Raw genomic sequence first — 14,310 nt, forward strand, 5'->3', positions numbered from 1 at the left:
AAAGCGGCGGGTCGAATTACAACCGCAAGTATCACCTCTGTGGCAAATGGGCGTAATTCGTTCCTTGAAACATATTGGACTGGCGCCGCCCCCCGAGAGGCGGCGCCTGAAGAGCGGTCAGCGGGACAACAAGTACAGTCCTGTACGGCTGATCTTCCCGTCGTCATCTTTACTGGCGCGGTTATCCATTTTCTCAAGCAGATCACTGCGCTTGAGCATTTCCTGGGCCAACTGGATCAGATGGTCCTTGGCTGCGTCGCCGGTAAGTGGCTGGCGGGCCCACTTTTTCAGGTCGCGGATTTTAAGGCTTGAGCCCCCGCTCCCGTTTTTCAACTCGTCGAAATGCTCAAGCAGCTCACCGGCCAGTTCTTTGTCGGTCTTGTACTTGAAGTAGTTTTCTCCTTTGATTACCGCGTTCAGGCTGTGCCGGTCGATCAGGCCATCCAAAGCGCCCGTGGAACCGTGCCGGTCCAATGCGGCCATCAGTTCCGGACGTCGTAGCAGCTCATTGGCCAGGCGAATGTTCTCGTTCATGACCGGGTTGGGCGACCACCCTCTTTTTGCCATTGCAAGAATGCTGTCAACGCTAATGGAGCCAGGGTTCTTCGGGTCTCTGAAGGCGTTGAAGCTATCGCGCAACTGCTGCGCCAACTCTTCTCTATTTTTCAGCGAGTACTGCGGATCAGGCCTGCCGGGGGCGGGCGGATACGGCCGACCTGCAGTGGGGTCCGGCCTCGGTGGCGGATTACTCCCAATGGGGTTCGGCCTGGGTGGCGGGTTGCTGCAACCTGGGTTCGGCTTTGGCGGCGGATGCCCACAGCCAGGATGCATAGACGGCCGATGCCCGGAGAACCAATGACTGATCCAGTGCTGGAGTTGGTTCAGGAAATTCTGCATCGCCGGTGGTCGGTGATGATGCCCAGGCACGTCAGCCGCGGCGGTGGGTGCCTGAGGGTTACCGAATACCGGCCCGGCTTTGTTGGCCCCGGATTGAAAATTCACATGGGCAGCATTCTGACCAGTGAAGGAAGGCGACGCCGGAGCCTGGCGAGTGTTTTTGACCTCGGCCTTGGCACTGGCCTGTGAAAGGTCAGGCGTTGATGAAGCAGAGACGGGTGTATCCAACATCGATACCGACATAAGTTTCTCCATACAGTGGGCGATTTTCAGCTTGTCGCTCCAACGCAGTGTCGAAGCCCATCAGCTTTCCCATGTGTGGTGTTGCGTCGGAATCAGTTCCTGATCCAGCCATAATCTGTGCTGTGGTGATGTAGGAAACAGAGTGTGGTCTTGCAGCAATGAGTGGACGGAGCGCTTTGCCCAGGCAAAAAAAATCGCCCCCCTGAGGTTGCGATTTTTCCCAGCGACGACAGATCAGAACCCGACGCTTGCCTGTACAAAGAAGGTGCGAGGCTCGCCCAGGTACAAGCCGGCATTGTTATCGCTGGAGCGCGTGAAATGCTGCTGGTCGAAGACGTTTTTCACGCCCACACCCAGCTTCAGGTTCGACAACTGCGCGCCGAAGTCATAACCGCTGCGCACGTTGACCGAGACATACCCTGGGATATCACCGTATTGGCCATCCGCGGTGCCTTGGGTGATGTAGGTGGTTCCGGTGCCTGGCGCGCGCTGGCCGGACTGGGCATAGACATCCAGGTTGTGGGTCCAGTGGTTGATGTCGTAGCGCAGGCCCAGAGTCGCCACTTGGCGGGAATACAGTGGCAGGTCTCGGCCCTTGAACGGCACATCGCCTTCGGAGGTGGCCTTGGTGTAGGTGAAGCCCGCGTTAGCGGTCAGGCCGTCGAGGCGCGGGTCGAGGTTGGACAGGTCGTAATGGCCCGATGCTTCGATACCGCTGTGCTTGGTGGCGCCAAGGTTGGTCCAGCCCACGTCATTGCTGACGTATTGCAGTTCATCCGAGAAGTCGATGTAGAACAGCGTCACTTCGCCGCCCCAGACGCTGTCGTTATAGCGCGTACCGATTTCGTAGGTCTTGGCCTTTTCCGGGTTCAGGCCGTTGGCCGTCTGGTCGCCGGTACCGCCCTGGCCCAGTTGGAAATACTGCAGGCTGCCGAAGGAGGTTTCGTAGTTGGCGAACAATTTCCAGGCGTCAGACACGTGGTACATCACGCTCAGCGCCGGCAGCGGTTCGTTGTTGTGGACCTCGCGGCGTTTTTCCTCGGTACGCTTGCCATTCAGGGCCACGACCGGGCGATCATGCCATTCGGTGCGGATGTCTTCGAAGCGAATGCCGGGGGTGATGGTCCATTTGCCAATATCGATTTTGTTATCGATATAGAAGGCATTGGCTTCAGTGCCCCCCGTGCGGTCCTGATAGACATGACCGTCGCTCTGCCCGCCCGGCGTCGGCACGTTGTTGACCAGGTTCAGGCTGGTGGCCTCCTCGTGCATGCCTTCTTTGAGGTAGCGATAGCCCACACTGACTTCCTGGGTGCTGGGCCCCAGGTCAAACACATGGGACACACGCGGCTCGATGCCGAAGGTGTAGTAGGTGCGCGGGTAGGAACTGAGGGTCTTGAGGTCGCGGTTGGCAATGTTGCTGCCACGGAAACTGTCAGAATAGTAAGTCAGCACTTCGGCCTGGGTGCGGTCGTCGATCTGGCGGATGTACTTGAACGACACGTCCTTGCGGCGCCCGCTGAAGTTGTCCCAGTCGCGTACCGACTGGTACGGGTTGGCGTCGAACTGCTTCTGGGTCAGGCCGCCGGGCATATCGGCGCTGGCATCGTAGTAGTGGAAGTTCAGCGAGAAATCGTCTTGCTCGGTCGGCGCCCAGTGGGTCTTGAAGATCACGTCATCGATGTCGTTGCCGTTGTTGCTGTTGCGGTAGCCGTTGCCGTTGACCCCTGAGTACAGCAGCGCGGCACCGATACCGTTGTCGGCCGTGCCGCCGACAAAGGCGTTCTCCACATGTTTCCAGCCCCCGTGGGCGGAGGTTTGCAGGGTGGTGCCGACTTCCCCGGAGAAGTCTTGCGGGATCGCACGGGTTACGAAGTTGATCACGCCGCCAACGTTCTGTGGCCCATAACGCACCGAACCCGCGCCACGGACAACGTCGATACTTTCCAGGTTGCCGGCAGAAATCGGCGCCATCGAGAGCTGTGGCTGGCCGTAGGGAGCGAACGCCGCCGGTACGCCGTCGATCAGCACGGTGGAGCGCGGCGACAGACGTGACGTCAGCCCGCGCACACCGACATTGAGGGAAATATCACTGCCGCCGGTACCGTTGGATTCCTGCACTTGCACGCCAGGCACACGGCGCAGCACATCACCGACGTTCATCGCGCCCTGCTCTACCATGGCCTCGCGGCGAATGACCGTGCGCGCGCCGGGGTGGTTCTGCACCACTTCGGCATCGGCATCGGCGAGCCAGTCGCCTACCACCTTGATGTCGGTCACACCCAGTTCCAGAGGCGAGCCGGCTTCACCGGTGCCGTTGCTCACCGGGCGCAAGGTCACGGAGCCGGCGTCAATCTGGTAATCCAGGCCACTGCCTTGCAGCAATTGGCGCAGGGCTTGTTCGGGCGAGAGGTTACCATCGACCGCGGGGGCTTGCTTGCCGGCAACCATATCGGGGCTGAAGAACACTTGCAGCGAGGTCTGCTGGCCCAACTGGCTCAGGGCTGCGCCCAGGGGTTGGGCACGAATGTGGATGCCCTCGGCAGCCTGTGCAGTACTGATGGCAACGGCCAGGGCCAAGGGCGCCCAGCGGGAAATTTTGTTGTTGTGGGGGGCAAGTTTTTTCACGTCGAGCCTAGTCCTGTGATCGCAAGCATGCGCAGCCGTTAATGCAAACCAGTTGCAGTTGCAGGAGAAGACGAAGAACTCGAAAAAAACCTGAACGTCAGCGTGAAATAATTTCCTGACTACCGTCCGGCAAAGTGCGCAAGGCGACCGGCAGGATGTGGGGCAAGGCCTTGAGCAAGGCGTCGGTGTCGCTGGATTTGAAGACGCTGGTCAAGCGCAGGTTGCCCACCGCTGCCGTACTGACACGCAGCGGTTGCTCGCGGTAGCGCGACACTTCCCGCGCCACGTCGGCCAGGGTGGCGTTGTTAAACACCAGTTTACCGCTGCGCCACGCAGTCAGCGCTTCAGGGTTCACCTCGTAGGCCGCTGCCACTTGGCCGAGGCGGTCGACATGGGTGCCATGGCCGGCGGTGAGCGTGACGATGTGACCCGACGCCTGGCCCTGCACCTTGACCGTGCCGGCTTCGACCGCTACACGGGTCTGGTCCGCATCCCGACGTACATCAAAGCGCGTGCCGGTAACGGTCACCTGCCCTGCGCCGGCTGCGACCACAAACGGGCGGCCGGCGTCATGCTGCACGCTGAACATCGCCTCGCCCTGCTTGAGCTCCACGCCCCGCCGGCCCTTTTCGTAGTGAACCGCGACCACGCTGCGGCTGTTGAGGTCCATCACGGAACCGTCGGGCAAGGTCACCTGACGATGCTCGCCTAACCGCGTGCTGAATTCGGCATTGTAGGGCTTTGGCTGCCCCAGCCCGCTGTACGCACCCAGGCCCACTGCAACGGCGACCACACTGGCAGCCACGGCATAACGCAGCAGCGCACGCCGCCCAAGGCGCTCGGTCGGGGCATCGCCCAGCGCCTGCAAGCGGGCCTTGGGCAGTAAATCCGTAGCGCTCCACAGGCCTTGCAGCACATCGATTTCGTACTGATGCGCGGGCTGCGACCTGCGCCAGGCATCGAAACGTTGACGTTCCTGGGCGCTTAATGGGCCGTCTTGCAGGCGTACAAACCACTGCGCGGCCTCATCACGGACACGGTTATCCATCGTGGAAGATCCTGTTTCAAAGCCGGTCATGGCGCGCTCGCATCCAGACGATCACGCAGATGCCGCAGGGTGCGGATCATATACTTTTCCACCATGTTTTTAGACAGCCCCAGGCGTGTGGCGATTTCCTGCTGGGTGAGCCCTTCGATCTTTTGCCAGATGAAAATTCTGCGACAGTTGAGCGGCAACTCGGCCAGCGCCCGCTCGATGGCGTCGGCCAACTGGATCGCGTGCATGTAATGCTCCGGGTCGCTACTGTAAGGCGTGCTGTGATCAACCGCCTGCCGCGTCAACGCCTCGCGACGGTCTTCGCGGCGGTAGGCATCCACCGCAATATTGCGTGCGGTTTGATGCAGGTAGGCGCGTGGCTGAGCAACCTTGCAGGCAGCGGACTCAAGCACCCGCAAGAAGGTGTCATGCGCAAGGTCTTCGGCTTGCTGACGGTTTCTCAGGCGGCGTGTCCAGGTGCCGATCAACTCTTCGTAGTGCTCGAAAAAGCCTGTTCTGCGGGGCGGCTGAGGAGTCATCGCGAGAGCACTGGGGAGGCGGGGCGTGAATAGTAATGCTTCCTATTAAGCGGGGCAATTGCTGCTCATCGCCCACCCACTATTTGTTTGAAATGACCTCACTCATGTATTGATGCAAATCGCGAAAGTCTTTAACGCTCCAGGCATGTGGCGCGATCTTTACGCCATTGTCTTGCAGCGTCTTGGGGATCAGGTTGCCATTGGGGCGAAGGATGACCGAGGAGACGATAACGCCCGGATAATCATGGAGTCGTTTCTTGAAGGTGGCAGTTGTCAGGTCGGGGGTTGGCGGATTACTTTTTTTAGCCAATGGCCCGGTGCCTTTGATATCGGGCCCGTGGCACACAGCGCAGCGCTGTAGATACAGCGTTTTACCATTGCTGTTGTCCGCGACGCACAAGGCTGTCTGAATCAGTGATAAAACGGCTAATACGCCGCTGAGTAATAGTTTCGTCCCTCGGGTATCGGCCCACGCATGCATTCCATCGCTTCCTGTATTGCCCTTTGTTTTCAGCATCATACGACAACGTCGCGCTTTTGCCCGAGCTGGGCGTAAGCGCCAGGGGGTGAACTTCCACTCCCCGCCGCCAGTCAGCAAGAAGGACTCTCATAAAACGGTGGGTGGGCGATGCAGATTTCCTTGCAGCAACAAGTGGCCCTGGTCACCGGGGCCAGTTCCGGTATTGGCGCGGGCGCGGCCAACGCCCTGGCTGCAGCAGGCGCGGCGGTGGTGCTTAACTACAACTCCCAGGCGGCACCGGCTGAGGCCCTCGCCGCACAGATCAATGCCAACGGCGGCCGAGCGCTTGCCATCGGCGGCGATGTGTCCAAGGAGGCCGATGTCGAACGCCTATTCGCGCAAACTCTCGACGCCTTCGGCCATCTGGATATTCTGGTGGCCAACTCCGGCCTGCAAAAAGATGCCAATCTGGTGGATATGACCCTTGAGGATTGGAACACGGTGATTGGCGTCAACCTCACCGGGCAGTTCCTCTGCGCGCGGGCGGCGGTGCGTATCTTCAATCGCCAGGGTATTCGCGAAGGTGTGTCACGGGCGGCAGGCAAAATCATCCATATGAGTTCGGTGCATCAAGTCATCCCCTGGGCCGGGCATGTGAACTACGCGGCGTCCAAGGGCGGCGTGGAGATGCTGATGCGCACCCTCGCCCAGGAAGTCAGCGAGCAACGCATCCGCATCAACGGCATTGCGCCTGGGGCGATTCGCACGGCGATCAACCGCGCAGCCACTGAAGGCGCGGCAGAAAAAGAGCTGCTCAAATTGATTCCTTACGGTCGCGTCGGTGATGTAGAAGATGTGGCCAATGCAGTGGTATGGCTAGCCAGCGATGCTTCTGATTATGTGGTCGGCAGTACGCTGTTTATCGATGGTGGCATGAGCCTTTATCCGGAGTTTCGTGGCAATGGTTGATTTGAAGACAGAGCCCCAAAGCGCCATTGATGCCCATGGCATCATCGGCGACATGCGCAGTGCCGCACTGGTAAACGACCGTGGCAGTATCGACTTTTTCTGCTGGCCGGAATTCGACAGCCCATCGATCTTCTGCGCACTGCTCGACACACCCGACGCCGGTACCTTCCAGCTTACCCCGGACCTGCCCAACGCCCGCCGCGAGCAGATCTACCTGCCCGACACCAACGTACTACAAACACGCTGGCTCAGCGACGCGGCGGTGGTAGAAGTCACCGACCTGCTGGCGGTCAGCGAAGAGGTCGACGAGCTGCCTTTGCTGATTCGCCGAGTACGGGTGGTCAGCGGCCAGGCCAACCTGCACCTGCGTTGCGCCGTGCGCCACGACTACGCCCGTGCCAAGACCCACACCACAGCCGATGACAACGGCGTGCTGTTCAGCGCCGACGGTCAGCCCGGCCTGCGTCTGGTAGGCAGCCACCCGCTGACCCTCGAAGAAAATTCAGTCGTATCCCGCTTCACCCTGGCCCAGGACGAGGGCGCCGAATTTGTGCTCGGCGGCCAGGATGATCCGCGGGTGGTCAACGACTGCACGGACCTGTACCTGGAACGCACCCTCAAGTTCTGGCGCGGCTGGATCTCCCAGTCCAATTACCGTGGGCGCTGGCGCGAAATGGTCAACCGCTCGGCCTTGGCGTTGAAGCTTTTGACCTCGCGCAAGCACGGCGCAATTATCGCCGCCGCCACCTTCGGCCTGCCGGAAAGCCCCGGCGGCGAGCGCAACTGGGATTACCGCTATACCTGGATACGCGATGCGTCGTTTACCGTCTACGCGTTCATGCGCCTGGGGTTTGTCGAGGAAGCCAACGCCTATATGCGCTGGCTCAAAGGCAGAGTCAGCGACTGCTGCGGCCAGCCAACCAAAATCAATATTCTCTACGGCATCGACGGTCGCCAGGAGTTGCCGGAAACCACCCTCGATCATTTGAGCGGCCACGGCGGCGCCCAGCCGGTGCGCGTGGGCAACGAAGCGTTCGACCAGATCCAGCTGGATATCTACGGCGAACTGATGGATGCGGTGTATCTGGTCAACAAGTACGGCGAAGCCATTTCCCACGAAGGCTGGAAACATACGGTGGAAGTGGTCGACCAAGTGTGTGATATCTGGAACCGCAAAGACGTAGGCATCTGGGAAATGCGCGGCGAGCAACACCACTTCCTGCACTCGCGCCTGATGTGCTGGGTGGCCTTGGACCGAGCTATTCGCCTCGCCTCCAAACGCTCGCTGCCCGCACCGTTCGCGCGCTGGGACCAGACACGCCAGGCAATCTACGCCGACATCTGGAGCAACTTCTGGAACGAAGAACGCGGGCATTTCGTACAGCATATCGGCAGTACGGCGCTGGACGGCTCGATGCTGTTGATGCCGCTGGTGCGCTTCGTTGCGGCCACCGACCCGCGCTGGCTATCGACACTGGAAGCGATCCAGAAAAGCCTGGTGCGCGACGGCATGGTCTACCGCTACCGCAATGACGACAGCCAGATCGATGGCCTGCAAGGCACCGAAGGCGCATTTGCCGCCTGCTCGTTCTGGTACGTGGAATGCCTGGCCCGCGCCGGGCAAGTGGAAAAGGCTCACCTGGAGTTCGAACAGCTGCTGCGCTACGCCAACCCGCTGGGACTGTACGCCGAAGAATTCGACAGCCAGGCTCGGCACTTGGGCAACACACCTCAGGCGTTGAGCCACCTGGCATTGATCAGTGCGGCAACCTTCCTGGACCGCAAACTCAGTGGAGAGAAGACTGTATGGCAACCCTGACGTCCCCTGCCCCGCTATTGTATGTGCGCACGTCCATGCTGGACGTGGCTTATGAAACCCACGGCCCCATCGCAGGCGAGCCGGTGATCCTGCTGCATGGCTTCCCTTATGACCCTCGCGGTTATGACGAAATCGCGCCGGTGCTGGCCGAGCGTGGTTATCGGGTGTTGGTCCCGTATTTGCGCGGTTATGGCCCGACGCGGTTTATCAACGACCAGGTCATGCGCTCCGGCCAACAGGCGGCGTTGGCCAAGGACCTGCTGGATTTCATGGATGCGCTGTCCATTAAGCAGGCCACTCTCGCCGGGTATGACTGGGGTGGGCGCGCGGCGTGTATTGTCGCGGCGCTGTGGCCCGAGCGGGTAAGCGGCTTGGTGACGGGGGACGGTTACAACATCCAGGACATCGCCCAGTCCCTCGAACCTCGAGCACCGGAAACCGAGCATCGATTGTGGTACCAGTATTACTTCCACACCCAGCGCGGGGTCGACGGCTTGACGGCCAACCGGCGTGAACTCTGCCAATTGCTGTGGGCGCTGTGGTCACCGTCCTGGGCCGAAGGGCCAAGCCGCTACGCCCTGACCGCGCCGTCGTTTGATAACCCGGATTTTGTCGAGGTGGTGATTCACTCCTATCGCCATCGCTTCATGTATGCGCCGGGTGATCCTGCGCTGGAATACATCGAGCAGGCGCTGGTGCCGCAACCGGCGATAACAGTGCCCAGCATTGCGTTATGCGGGGCCGACGACGGTGTGGGCCCGCCGTCACTGGAGGATGATGACGTGGAGCACTTCAGCGGTTTTTATCGCCGCCAGGTGTTGCCCGGCGTGGGTCATAACGTTTTCCAGGAAGCGCCCCAGGTCACGCTTCAAGCTTTGCTGGAACTACTGGAGCGGTGAAAAACGCTCCCGATAAGCCTGGGGCGTCACCGACAACGCCCTTAGAAAGCTGCGGCGCAAAGTCTCTTCACAGCCAAACCCGCATTGCATGGCGATACGTTTGATGGAGGTTGTGCTGTCTGCCAATTGCCGGCGTGCGTTTTCGACGCGGATCAGTTCCACGGCGCGCGCCGGGGTTTGGCCGGTCTCGGTGCGGTAGTGGCGCACAAAGCTGCGCTCGCTCATGCCAGCCTGGGCTGCCAGGGTGGCGATGCTCAGATCCAGCGTCAGGTTATCGGCGATCCACGCGTGCAGCTCGGCAAAACGGCTGTCGCTTTTTTGCAGGGATAACGTCACGCTAAATTGCGACTGACCGCCAGGGCGCTTGAGGAACACCACCAAGTGGCGCGCCACCTCCAGGGCAATCGCACGCCCCAGGTCATCCTCTACCAGGGCCAGGCACAGGTCGATCCCGGCGGTCACACCAGCAGACGTCCACACCGCGCCCTGCTGGATGAAAATCGGATTGGCCTCAACCGTGAGCGTGGGGAACTTGCGCGCCAGTTCTTCACAGCGCGTCCAATGCGTGGCCACGCGGCAACCATCGAGCAAACCACTGGCGGCCAGCAGAAAAGCTCCGGTGCACACCGAAGCCATGCGCCGGGTGTAATGGGATTTATCGCGCACCCATTGCACCAGCGCCGGGTCTTCGGCGGCAGCGTACACGCCCCAGCCACCGGCGATCACCAGGGTGTCGCAAGGCGCGTCGATGGCAGGCAGCGGATCAGCCAGCAGCGCCAGGCCGGCAGACGTCCTCACCGGTTCTGCCTGAGCGGCGATCACGTTCACTGCGTAGGGCAACGGTAAACCCCGTTGGCGCAACAGGTCATTAGCCGACGCAAACACTTGCAGAGGCCCGGTGACATCGAGCACCTGGGCATTTTCAAAAGCGAGTACATGAATAATTTTAGGCATGATTGGCGCGATTAGTGGGCTCAATGGCGTACTCGCCAAAGCCTAGGCTTCTACAGTGAGGACGTCTATTCCTTTTCAGAGCTTGAATCATGACCTTGCAGATCGGCTTTCTGTTGTTCCCCGGCATCCAGCAACTGGACCTGACCGGCCCCTATGATGTCCTCGGTTCGCTGCCAGACGTGAAGCTGCACCTGGTGTGGAAAGACCTCGCGCCGATCACCTCCAGCACTGGCCTGGTGTTCACGCCGACCATCACGTATGCCGACTGCCCGAACCTGGATGTGCTTTGCGTACCCGGCGGCGCCGGTGTGGGCCCGTTAATGGAAGACCCGCAAACCCTGGATTTCCTCAAGGCCCAGGCCCAGACAGTGCGATACATGACCTCGGTGTGTACCGGCTCATTGGTATTGGGCGCGGCAGGGTTGCTGCGCGGTCGCAAGGCCACCACCCATTGGGCCTACCACCACCTGCTCGCCCCGCTCGGGGCTATTCCCGTACAGGAACGTGTGGTGCGTGACGGCAACCTGTTTACCGGCGGCGGGATCACCGCCGGCATCGACTTTGCCCTGACTTTGGCCGCGGAGTTGTACAGCGAAGCGGCGGCGCAACTGGTGCAACTGCAGATCGAATACGCGCCGGCCCCACCGTTTGACTCAGGCCGCCCGGAGACGGCGCCCAGGCATGTGCTGGAGGAAGCCAACAAGCGCACGGTGGAGTCACGCAGAGTGCGTGGGGAGATTGTGGCCCGAGCGGCTGCGCGGTTGGGGTGAAGTTGGATTTCTCACGTCCGGTCGCTGAATTTGCAGCGACTGGGGAAGACTCGTGACCTGTTCCTAGCAGCAACCTTAAAGGTCCGTGGGAAAAAATCGGTTTCAACGCTTGAACGTAAGGTAAGTCCTAGTCCGCTGTACGAAACTCCTTTTGATTCTTTCGGTGCTCAACGGCTGTCCAGTTGTAGCCGACAGTAATCACGATGCGAAGCGAGTCGCTCTTGATCTTGCTCTTGATCTGCTTTTGATCTTAGGCGCCCCGTTAAACCACGCTGGCCGAACGCAGGCTTGAATTCGTGGGTAACCCGGCAGGACGCCGGGTTAGCCGCCCCGCGCCATGGATGGCGCGTGGCGGCGGCCCACGGATTCAAGCCTGTGTTCGGGCACACCGAGCCTAGGCGAGGTGCCGAGTGGTGGGGCAAGAGCGTTTTGCTTACTTTGCCGCTTTTGCAAAGTGAGCCGCCGTAAGGGCGGAACCCTAAGTGGCCGTTACCGCAGGAATGGATATGTACACGGTATAGCTGTGTCGACTGTCACGCCGCCTTCGCGAGCAAGCCCGCTCCCACAATTGGATCGTGGGGTGTCAGGTAGAGAAGTGTCGGCTGTCAGGTCGTCATCGCAGGCAAGCCAGCTCCCACAATTGGATTGTGGGGTGTCAGGTAAATGAGCAGCGACTGGCAGGCCGTCACGGGAGCAAGCTCCCTCGCCACGAAGAAACTCGTTTGGCTTCCTGCGTGTGTTCAGGCAGGACGTGACATCACCGCCAAGCGCACGGCCAACGCCATCAGCACCGCTGCCAAGCCCCACTTCTGCAGCCAGGCGCTTTTGGTGCGCTTGGCGAAGAAGCGGCTGAGCGCCCCGCCAAACAGGCCCAACAACACATGAAACACACTCGCGATCAACGTCAGCACGCCGCCCAGCACCATCAGTTGCAAGGCGATGGGCCCCGCCTCCGGCCGCACAAACTGTGGCAGGAACACCATGAAAAACAACAACGCCTTGGGATTGAGCAAACTGTTGAACATGGCCTGCAGAAACACCCGGCCCAACGCCACGCGGCCGACGTGAGCGGTGTCCAGGCCGGGACGTTTCTGCAAGGTTTTGAAGGCCAGCCACAGCAGGTAGATCACGCCCGCGTAACGAATCAGGTCGAACGCTGGCGGCCAACTGGCAACCAACGCAGTTACCCCCATGGCGGTCAACGCTGTCAGTAACAGGTCGGCCACGCCAATGCCCAGGGCAGAAGCAACGCCGCCGCGCCAGCCATGGGTGACACCCTGGCTGATGACAAACGCCATGTTCGGCCCCGGTGACAGCAGCAACAGCAACACAGCGCCGGAAAAAACGCCAAGTGTGACGAGGCTGATCATGGTTGAACCGTCCGCTGGGAAAAAATCCAGATTAATCGGCGCTGGCAGGCGCTACAAAAAATTGTGCTGGATACATTGCTCACGCAGCGAACCCAGTGATTGCTGAATGCCACGACCAACGTCTAGAATGCGAAACATTATCAATTAAGCCTGCTGCGCCAGGATGACCATGTCGAGCGATCACCCACTGGACCATGCCGCCATCGGCCAGCTTTACCAAGCCCACCATTCGTGGCTCCGGGGCTGGTTGAGCCGGCGCACGGGTTGCCATGAGCGCGCCGCTGACCTCGCGCAGGACACCTTCGTGCGCCTGCTCAACGCGCGTCAGCAACAGACCTTGCAGCAGCCGCGCGCGTACCTGAGCAGCATCGCGCGCAGCTTGATGATCGACCAATACCGGCGCCGCGAACTGGAACGCGCCTACCTGGAAAGCCTGGCGCACTTTGCGCAAATGGAGGTGCCAAGCGAGGAAACACGGCTGCTGATCCTCGACAGCCTGGAGCGCATCGACCGTTTGCTCGACCAGCTCAAACCACGGGTGCGCGAGGCGTTTCTGTTGGCCCAATTGGACGGCCTGACCTGCCCACAGATCGCCCTGCGCCTGGGCGTGTCCAAGGCCACAGTTGAGCGCGACCTGTCCAAGGCGCTGCACGCCTGTTACCGGTTGCGCTATGCCGACTCCTGACTCGCGCCTGGTCGACCAGGCTATCCAGTGGATGATCAAGCTGCGCTATAACACCGCCGACGACGCCAGCACCGCGGCCTTTGACCAGTGGCTGCAGACCAGCGAGGCGCATCAGCAGGCCTGGCAACGGGTCGCCACCCTGAATGACGATTTCAACCACTTGCCGGCGCATGTCAGTCGCCATGCACTCGACGGCGCACGCCAGCACATCAGCCGTCGTGAAGGCCTGAAACTGCTCGGGCTGTTTGCCGGCGCCGCAGGTTTAGCCTGGCTGGGCCGCGACTACACACCCCTGCCCGCCTTGATGGCGGACTACCGCACCGCCACTGGCGAGCGGCGCTGGGTAGCATTGGAGGATGGCAGCAAAGTCCAGCTCAACAGCGCCAGCGCCGTCGACATTACCTCCAGCGCCGAACAACGGCTGGTGAACCTGCGCCAGGGTGAAATATTGATCAATACCGGCGTCGACCGCCGTCCGCTATGGGTGCATACCCGCGACGGTTACCTACGCGCCCTCGGCACGCGCTTGCTGGTGCGCGAAGAACCCCAAGGCACTCTGCTAGCCGTGCAGCAGGGGGCGGTGGCGGTGTTTGCCGACCGCCATGACGGCACGGCACGCCAAGTGATCAAGCCTGGCGAACAAGTGGTGTTCAACCGTAGCGGCATTCGCCCGTCCCCCAACAACGGCCTGGACCCTTGGGCCTGGAGTGACGGCGTGATCAGCGCCCACAATATGCGCCTGGAGGACTTCCTGGCCGAGCTGGGTCGCTATCGCAATGGGTTGCTGCGTTGCAGCGAAGCCGTGGCGGGGCTGCGGGTGTCGGGCACTTACCAACTGGACGACACCGACCAGGTGCTCAAGTTGGTGGCGAAATCGCTGGCAATCGATGTGACCTACCGTAGCCGTTACTGGGTAACCGTCTCCGCGCGCGCGTGACCGGCCAAAAATAAATGAGGTGAATTCTCATTGCCATTCGACCTGTAAGGAAAGGCCGATCAACAGGCCGGTTTTGTCCACTTCCTTCAGGAGCATCCCGCGGT

The 14,310-nt window shown here is 60.8% G+C and carries 13 protein-coding genes; 6 read left to right on the forward strand and 7 right to left on the reverse strand.

All coding sequences use genetic code 11. From position 1 onward, the window contains the following. Positions 1 to 117 precede the first annotated feature (117 nt). The 5 genes from ODQ19_RS24255 to ODQ19_RS24275 all read right to left on the reverse strand — a co-directional run bounded on the left by ODQ19_RS24255 (position 118) and on the right by ODQ19_RS24275 (position 5,824). Positions 118 to 1,140 (reverse strand): type III secretion effector protein, encoded by a 1,023-nt coding sequence (locus ODQ19_RS24255; protein WP_330211410.1) that lies wholly within the window; start codon positions 1,138 to 1,140, stop codon positions 118 to 120. Positions 1,141 to 1,374: 234 nt separating this feature from the next. Continuing rightward, positions 1,375 to 3,768, reverse strand: coding sequence for a TonB-dependent siderophore receptor (locus tag ODQ19_RS24260; protein WP_330211411.1), 2,394 nt, complete (start codon positions 3,766 to 3,768; stop codon positions 1,375 to 1,377). A gap of 97 nt (positions 3,769 to 3,865) precedes the next feature. Next, the gene (locus tag ODQ19_RS24265) at positions 3,866 to 4,816 is read right to left on the reverse strand and encodes a FecR family protein (protein ID WP_330211412.1); all 951 of its coding nucleotides are present in this window, start codon (positions 4,814 to 4,816) and stop codon (positions 3,866 to 3,868) included. A gap of 26 nt (positions 4,817 to 4,842) precedes the next feature. Continuing rightward, positions 4,843 to 5,343 carry a sigma-70 family RNA polymerase sigma factor gene (locus ODQ19_RS24270; protein ID WP_330211413.1) on the reverse strand — a complete coding sequence of 167 codons (501 nt, stop codon included), beginning with the start codon at positions 5,341 to 5,343 and terminating at the stop codon, positions 4,843 to 4,845. 79 nt (positions 5,344 to 5,422) lie between these two features. Further along, complete coding sequence (locus ODQ19_RS24275) at positions 5,423 to 5,824, reverse strand: c-type cytochrome (RefSeq protein ID WP_330211431.1); 402 nt, start codon at positions 5,822 to 5,824, stop codon at positions 5,423 to 5,425. A gap of 147 nt (positions 5,825 to 5,971) precedes the next feature. On the opposite strand from ODQ19_RS24275, the gene ODQ19_RS24280 reads away from it, so the two are divergent. From ODQ19_RS24280 to ODQ19_RS24290, 3 genes are read left to right on the forward strand one after another with little or no spacing between them, the layout of a single operon-like run. Beyond that, the gene (locus ODQ19_RS24280) at positions 5,972 to 6,772 is read left to right on the forward strand and encodes a glucose 1-dehydrogenase (protein ID WP_116667317.1); all 801 of its coding nucleotides are present in this window, start codon (positions 5,972 to 5,974) and stop codon (positions 6,770 to 6,772) included. Further along, entirely contained in the window at positions 6,765 to 8,591 is a 1,827-nt protein-coding gene (locus ODQ19_RS24285; RefSeq protein WP_330211414.1) for a glycoside hydrolase family 15 protein, read from the forward strand. The genes ODQ19_RS24280 and ODQ19_RS24285 overlap by 8 nt, the downstream gene beginning before the upstream one ends. Further along, complete coding sequence (locus tag ODQ19_RS24290; protein WP_330211415.1) at positions 8,579 to 9,490, forward strand: alpha/beta fold hydrolase; 912 nt, start codon at positions 8,579 to 8,581, stop codon at positions 9,488 to 9,490. Before ODQ19_RS24285 ends, ODQ19_RS24290 begins: the two co-directional genes overlap by 13 nt. On the opposite strand, the gene ODQ19_RS24295 is transcribed toward ODQ19_RS24290, so the two are convergent. Then, entirely contained in the window at positions 9,476 to 10,444 is a 969-nt protein-coding gene (locus ODQ19_RS24295; RefSeq protein ID WP_330211416.1) for a GlxA family transcriptional regulator, read from the reverse strand. The genes ODQ19_RS24290 and ODQ19_RS24295 overlap by 15 nt on opposite strands. An 89-nt stretch (positions 10,445 to 10,533) precedes the next feature. Between ODQ19_RS24295 and inhA the strand changes: the two genes are divergently transcribed. Further along, entirely contained in the window at positions 10,534 to 11,214 is a 681-nt protein-coding gene (gene inhA, locus ODQ19_RS24300) for an isonitrile hydratase (protein WP_019818712.1), read from the forward strand. A gap of 740 nt (positions 11,215 to 11,954) precedes the next feature. Here inhA and ODQ19_RS24305 read toward each other — a convergent pair. Beyond that, entirely contained in the window at positions 11,955 to 12,584 is a 630-nt protein-coding gene (locus ODQ19_RS24305; protein ID WP_330211417.1) for a LysE family translocator, read from the reverse strand. Positions 12,585 to 12,753: 169 nt separating this feature from the next. Between ODQ19_RS24305 and ODQ19_RS24310 the strand changes: the two genes are divergently transcribed. Together ODQ19_RS24310 and ODQ19_RS24315 are read left to right on the forward strand one after the other, a co-directional pair. Then, the gene (locus tag ODQ19_RS24310) at positions 12,754 to 13,269 is read left to right on the forward strand and encodes a sigma-70 family RNA polymerase sigma factor (protein WP_116666035.1); all 516 of its coding nucleotides are present in this window, start codon (positions 12,754 to 12,756) and stop codon (positions 13,267 to 13,269) included. Beyond that, on the forward strand, positions 13,256 to 14,206 hold the full coding sequence (locus ODQ19_RS24315; RefSeq protein WP_330211418.1) for a FecR domain-containing protein: 951 nt from the start codon (positions 13,256 to 13,258) through the stop codon (positions 14,204 to 14,206). The genes ODQ19_RS24310 and ODQ19_RS24315 overlap by 14 nt, the downstream gene beginning before the upstream one ends. Positions 14,207 to 14,310: the final 104 nt, after the last annotated feature.

Origin of the sequence: Pseudomonas sp. AM4(2022) (assembly GCF_036346515.1) — a bacterium.
Lineage (GTDB): Bacteria > Pseudomonadota > Gammaproteobacteria > Pseudomonadales > Pseudomonadaceae > Aquipseudomonas > Aquipseudomonas paracarnis.

Coding starts and splice junctions, on each gene's coding strand:
- ODQ19_RS24290 (WP_330211415.1), top strand. CDS start 8,579: ATGGCAACCCTGACGTCCCCTGCCCCGCTATTGTATGTGCGCACGTCC.
- ODQ19_RS24255 (WP_330211410.1), bottom strand. CDS start 1,140: ATGTCGGTATCGATGTTGGATACACCCGTCTCTGCTTCATCAACGCCT.
- ODQ19_RS24310 (WP_116666035.1), top strand. CDS start 12,754: ATGTCGAGCGATCACCCACTGGACCATGCCGCCATCGGCCAGCTTTAC.
- ODQ19_RS24315 (WP_330211418.1), top strand. CDS start 13,256: ATGCCGACTCCTGACTCGCGCCTGGTCGACCAGGCTATCCAGTGGATG.
- inhA (WP_019818712.1), top strand. CDS start 10,534: ATGACCTTGCAGATCGGCTTTCTGTTGTTCCCCGGCATCCAGCAACTG.
- ODQ19_RS24295 (WP_330211416.1), bottom strand. CDS start 10,444: ATGCCTAAAATTATTCATGTACTCGCTTTTGAAAATGCCCAGGTGCTC.
- ODQ19_RS24265 (WP_330211412.1), bottom strand. CDS start 4,816: ATGGATAACCGTGTCCGTGATGAGGCCGCGCAGTGGTTTGTACGCCTG.
- ODQ19_RS24280 (WP_116667317.1), top strand. CDS start 5,972: ATGCAGATTTCCTTGCAGCAACAAGTGGCCCTGGTCACCGGGGCCAGT.
- ODQ19_RS24270 (WP_330211413.1), bottom strand. CDS start 5,343: ATGACTCCTCAGCCGCCCCGCAGAACAGGCTTTTTCGAGCACTACGAA.
- ODQ19_RS24275 (WP_330211431.1), bottom strand. CDS start 5,824: ATGCATGCGTGGGCCGATACCCGAGGGACGAAACTATTACTCAGCGGC.
- ODQ19_RS24305 (WP_330211417.1), bottom strand. CDS start 12,584: ATGATCAGCCTCGTCACACTTGGCGTTTTTTCCGGCGCTGTGTTGCTG.
- ODQ19_RS24285 (WP_330211414.1), top strand. CDS start 6,765: ATGGTTGATTTGAAGACAGAGCCCCAAAGCGCCATTGATGCCCATGGC.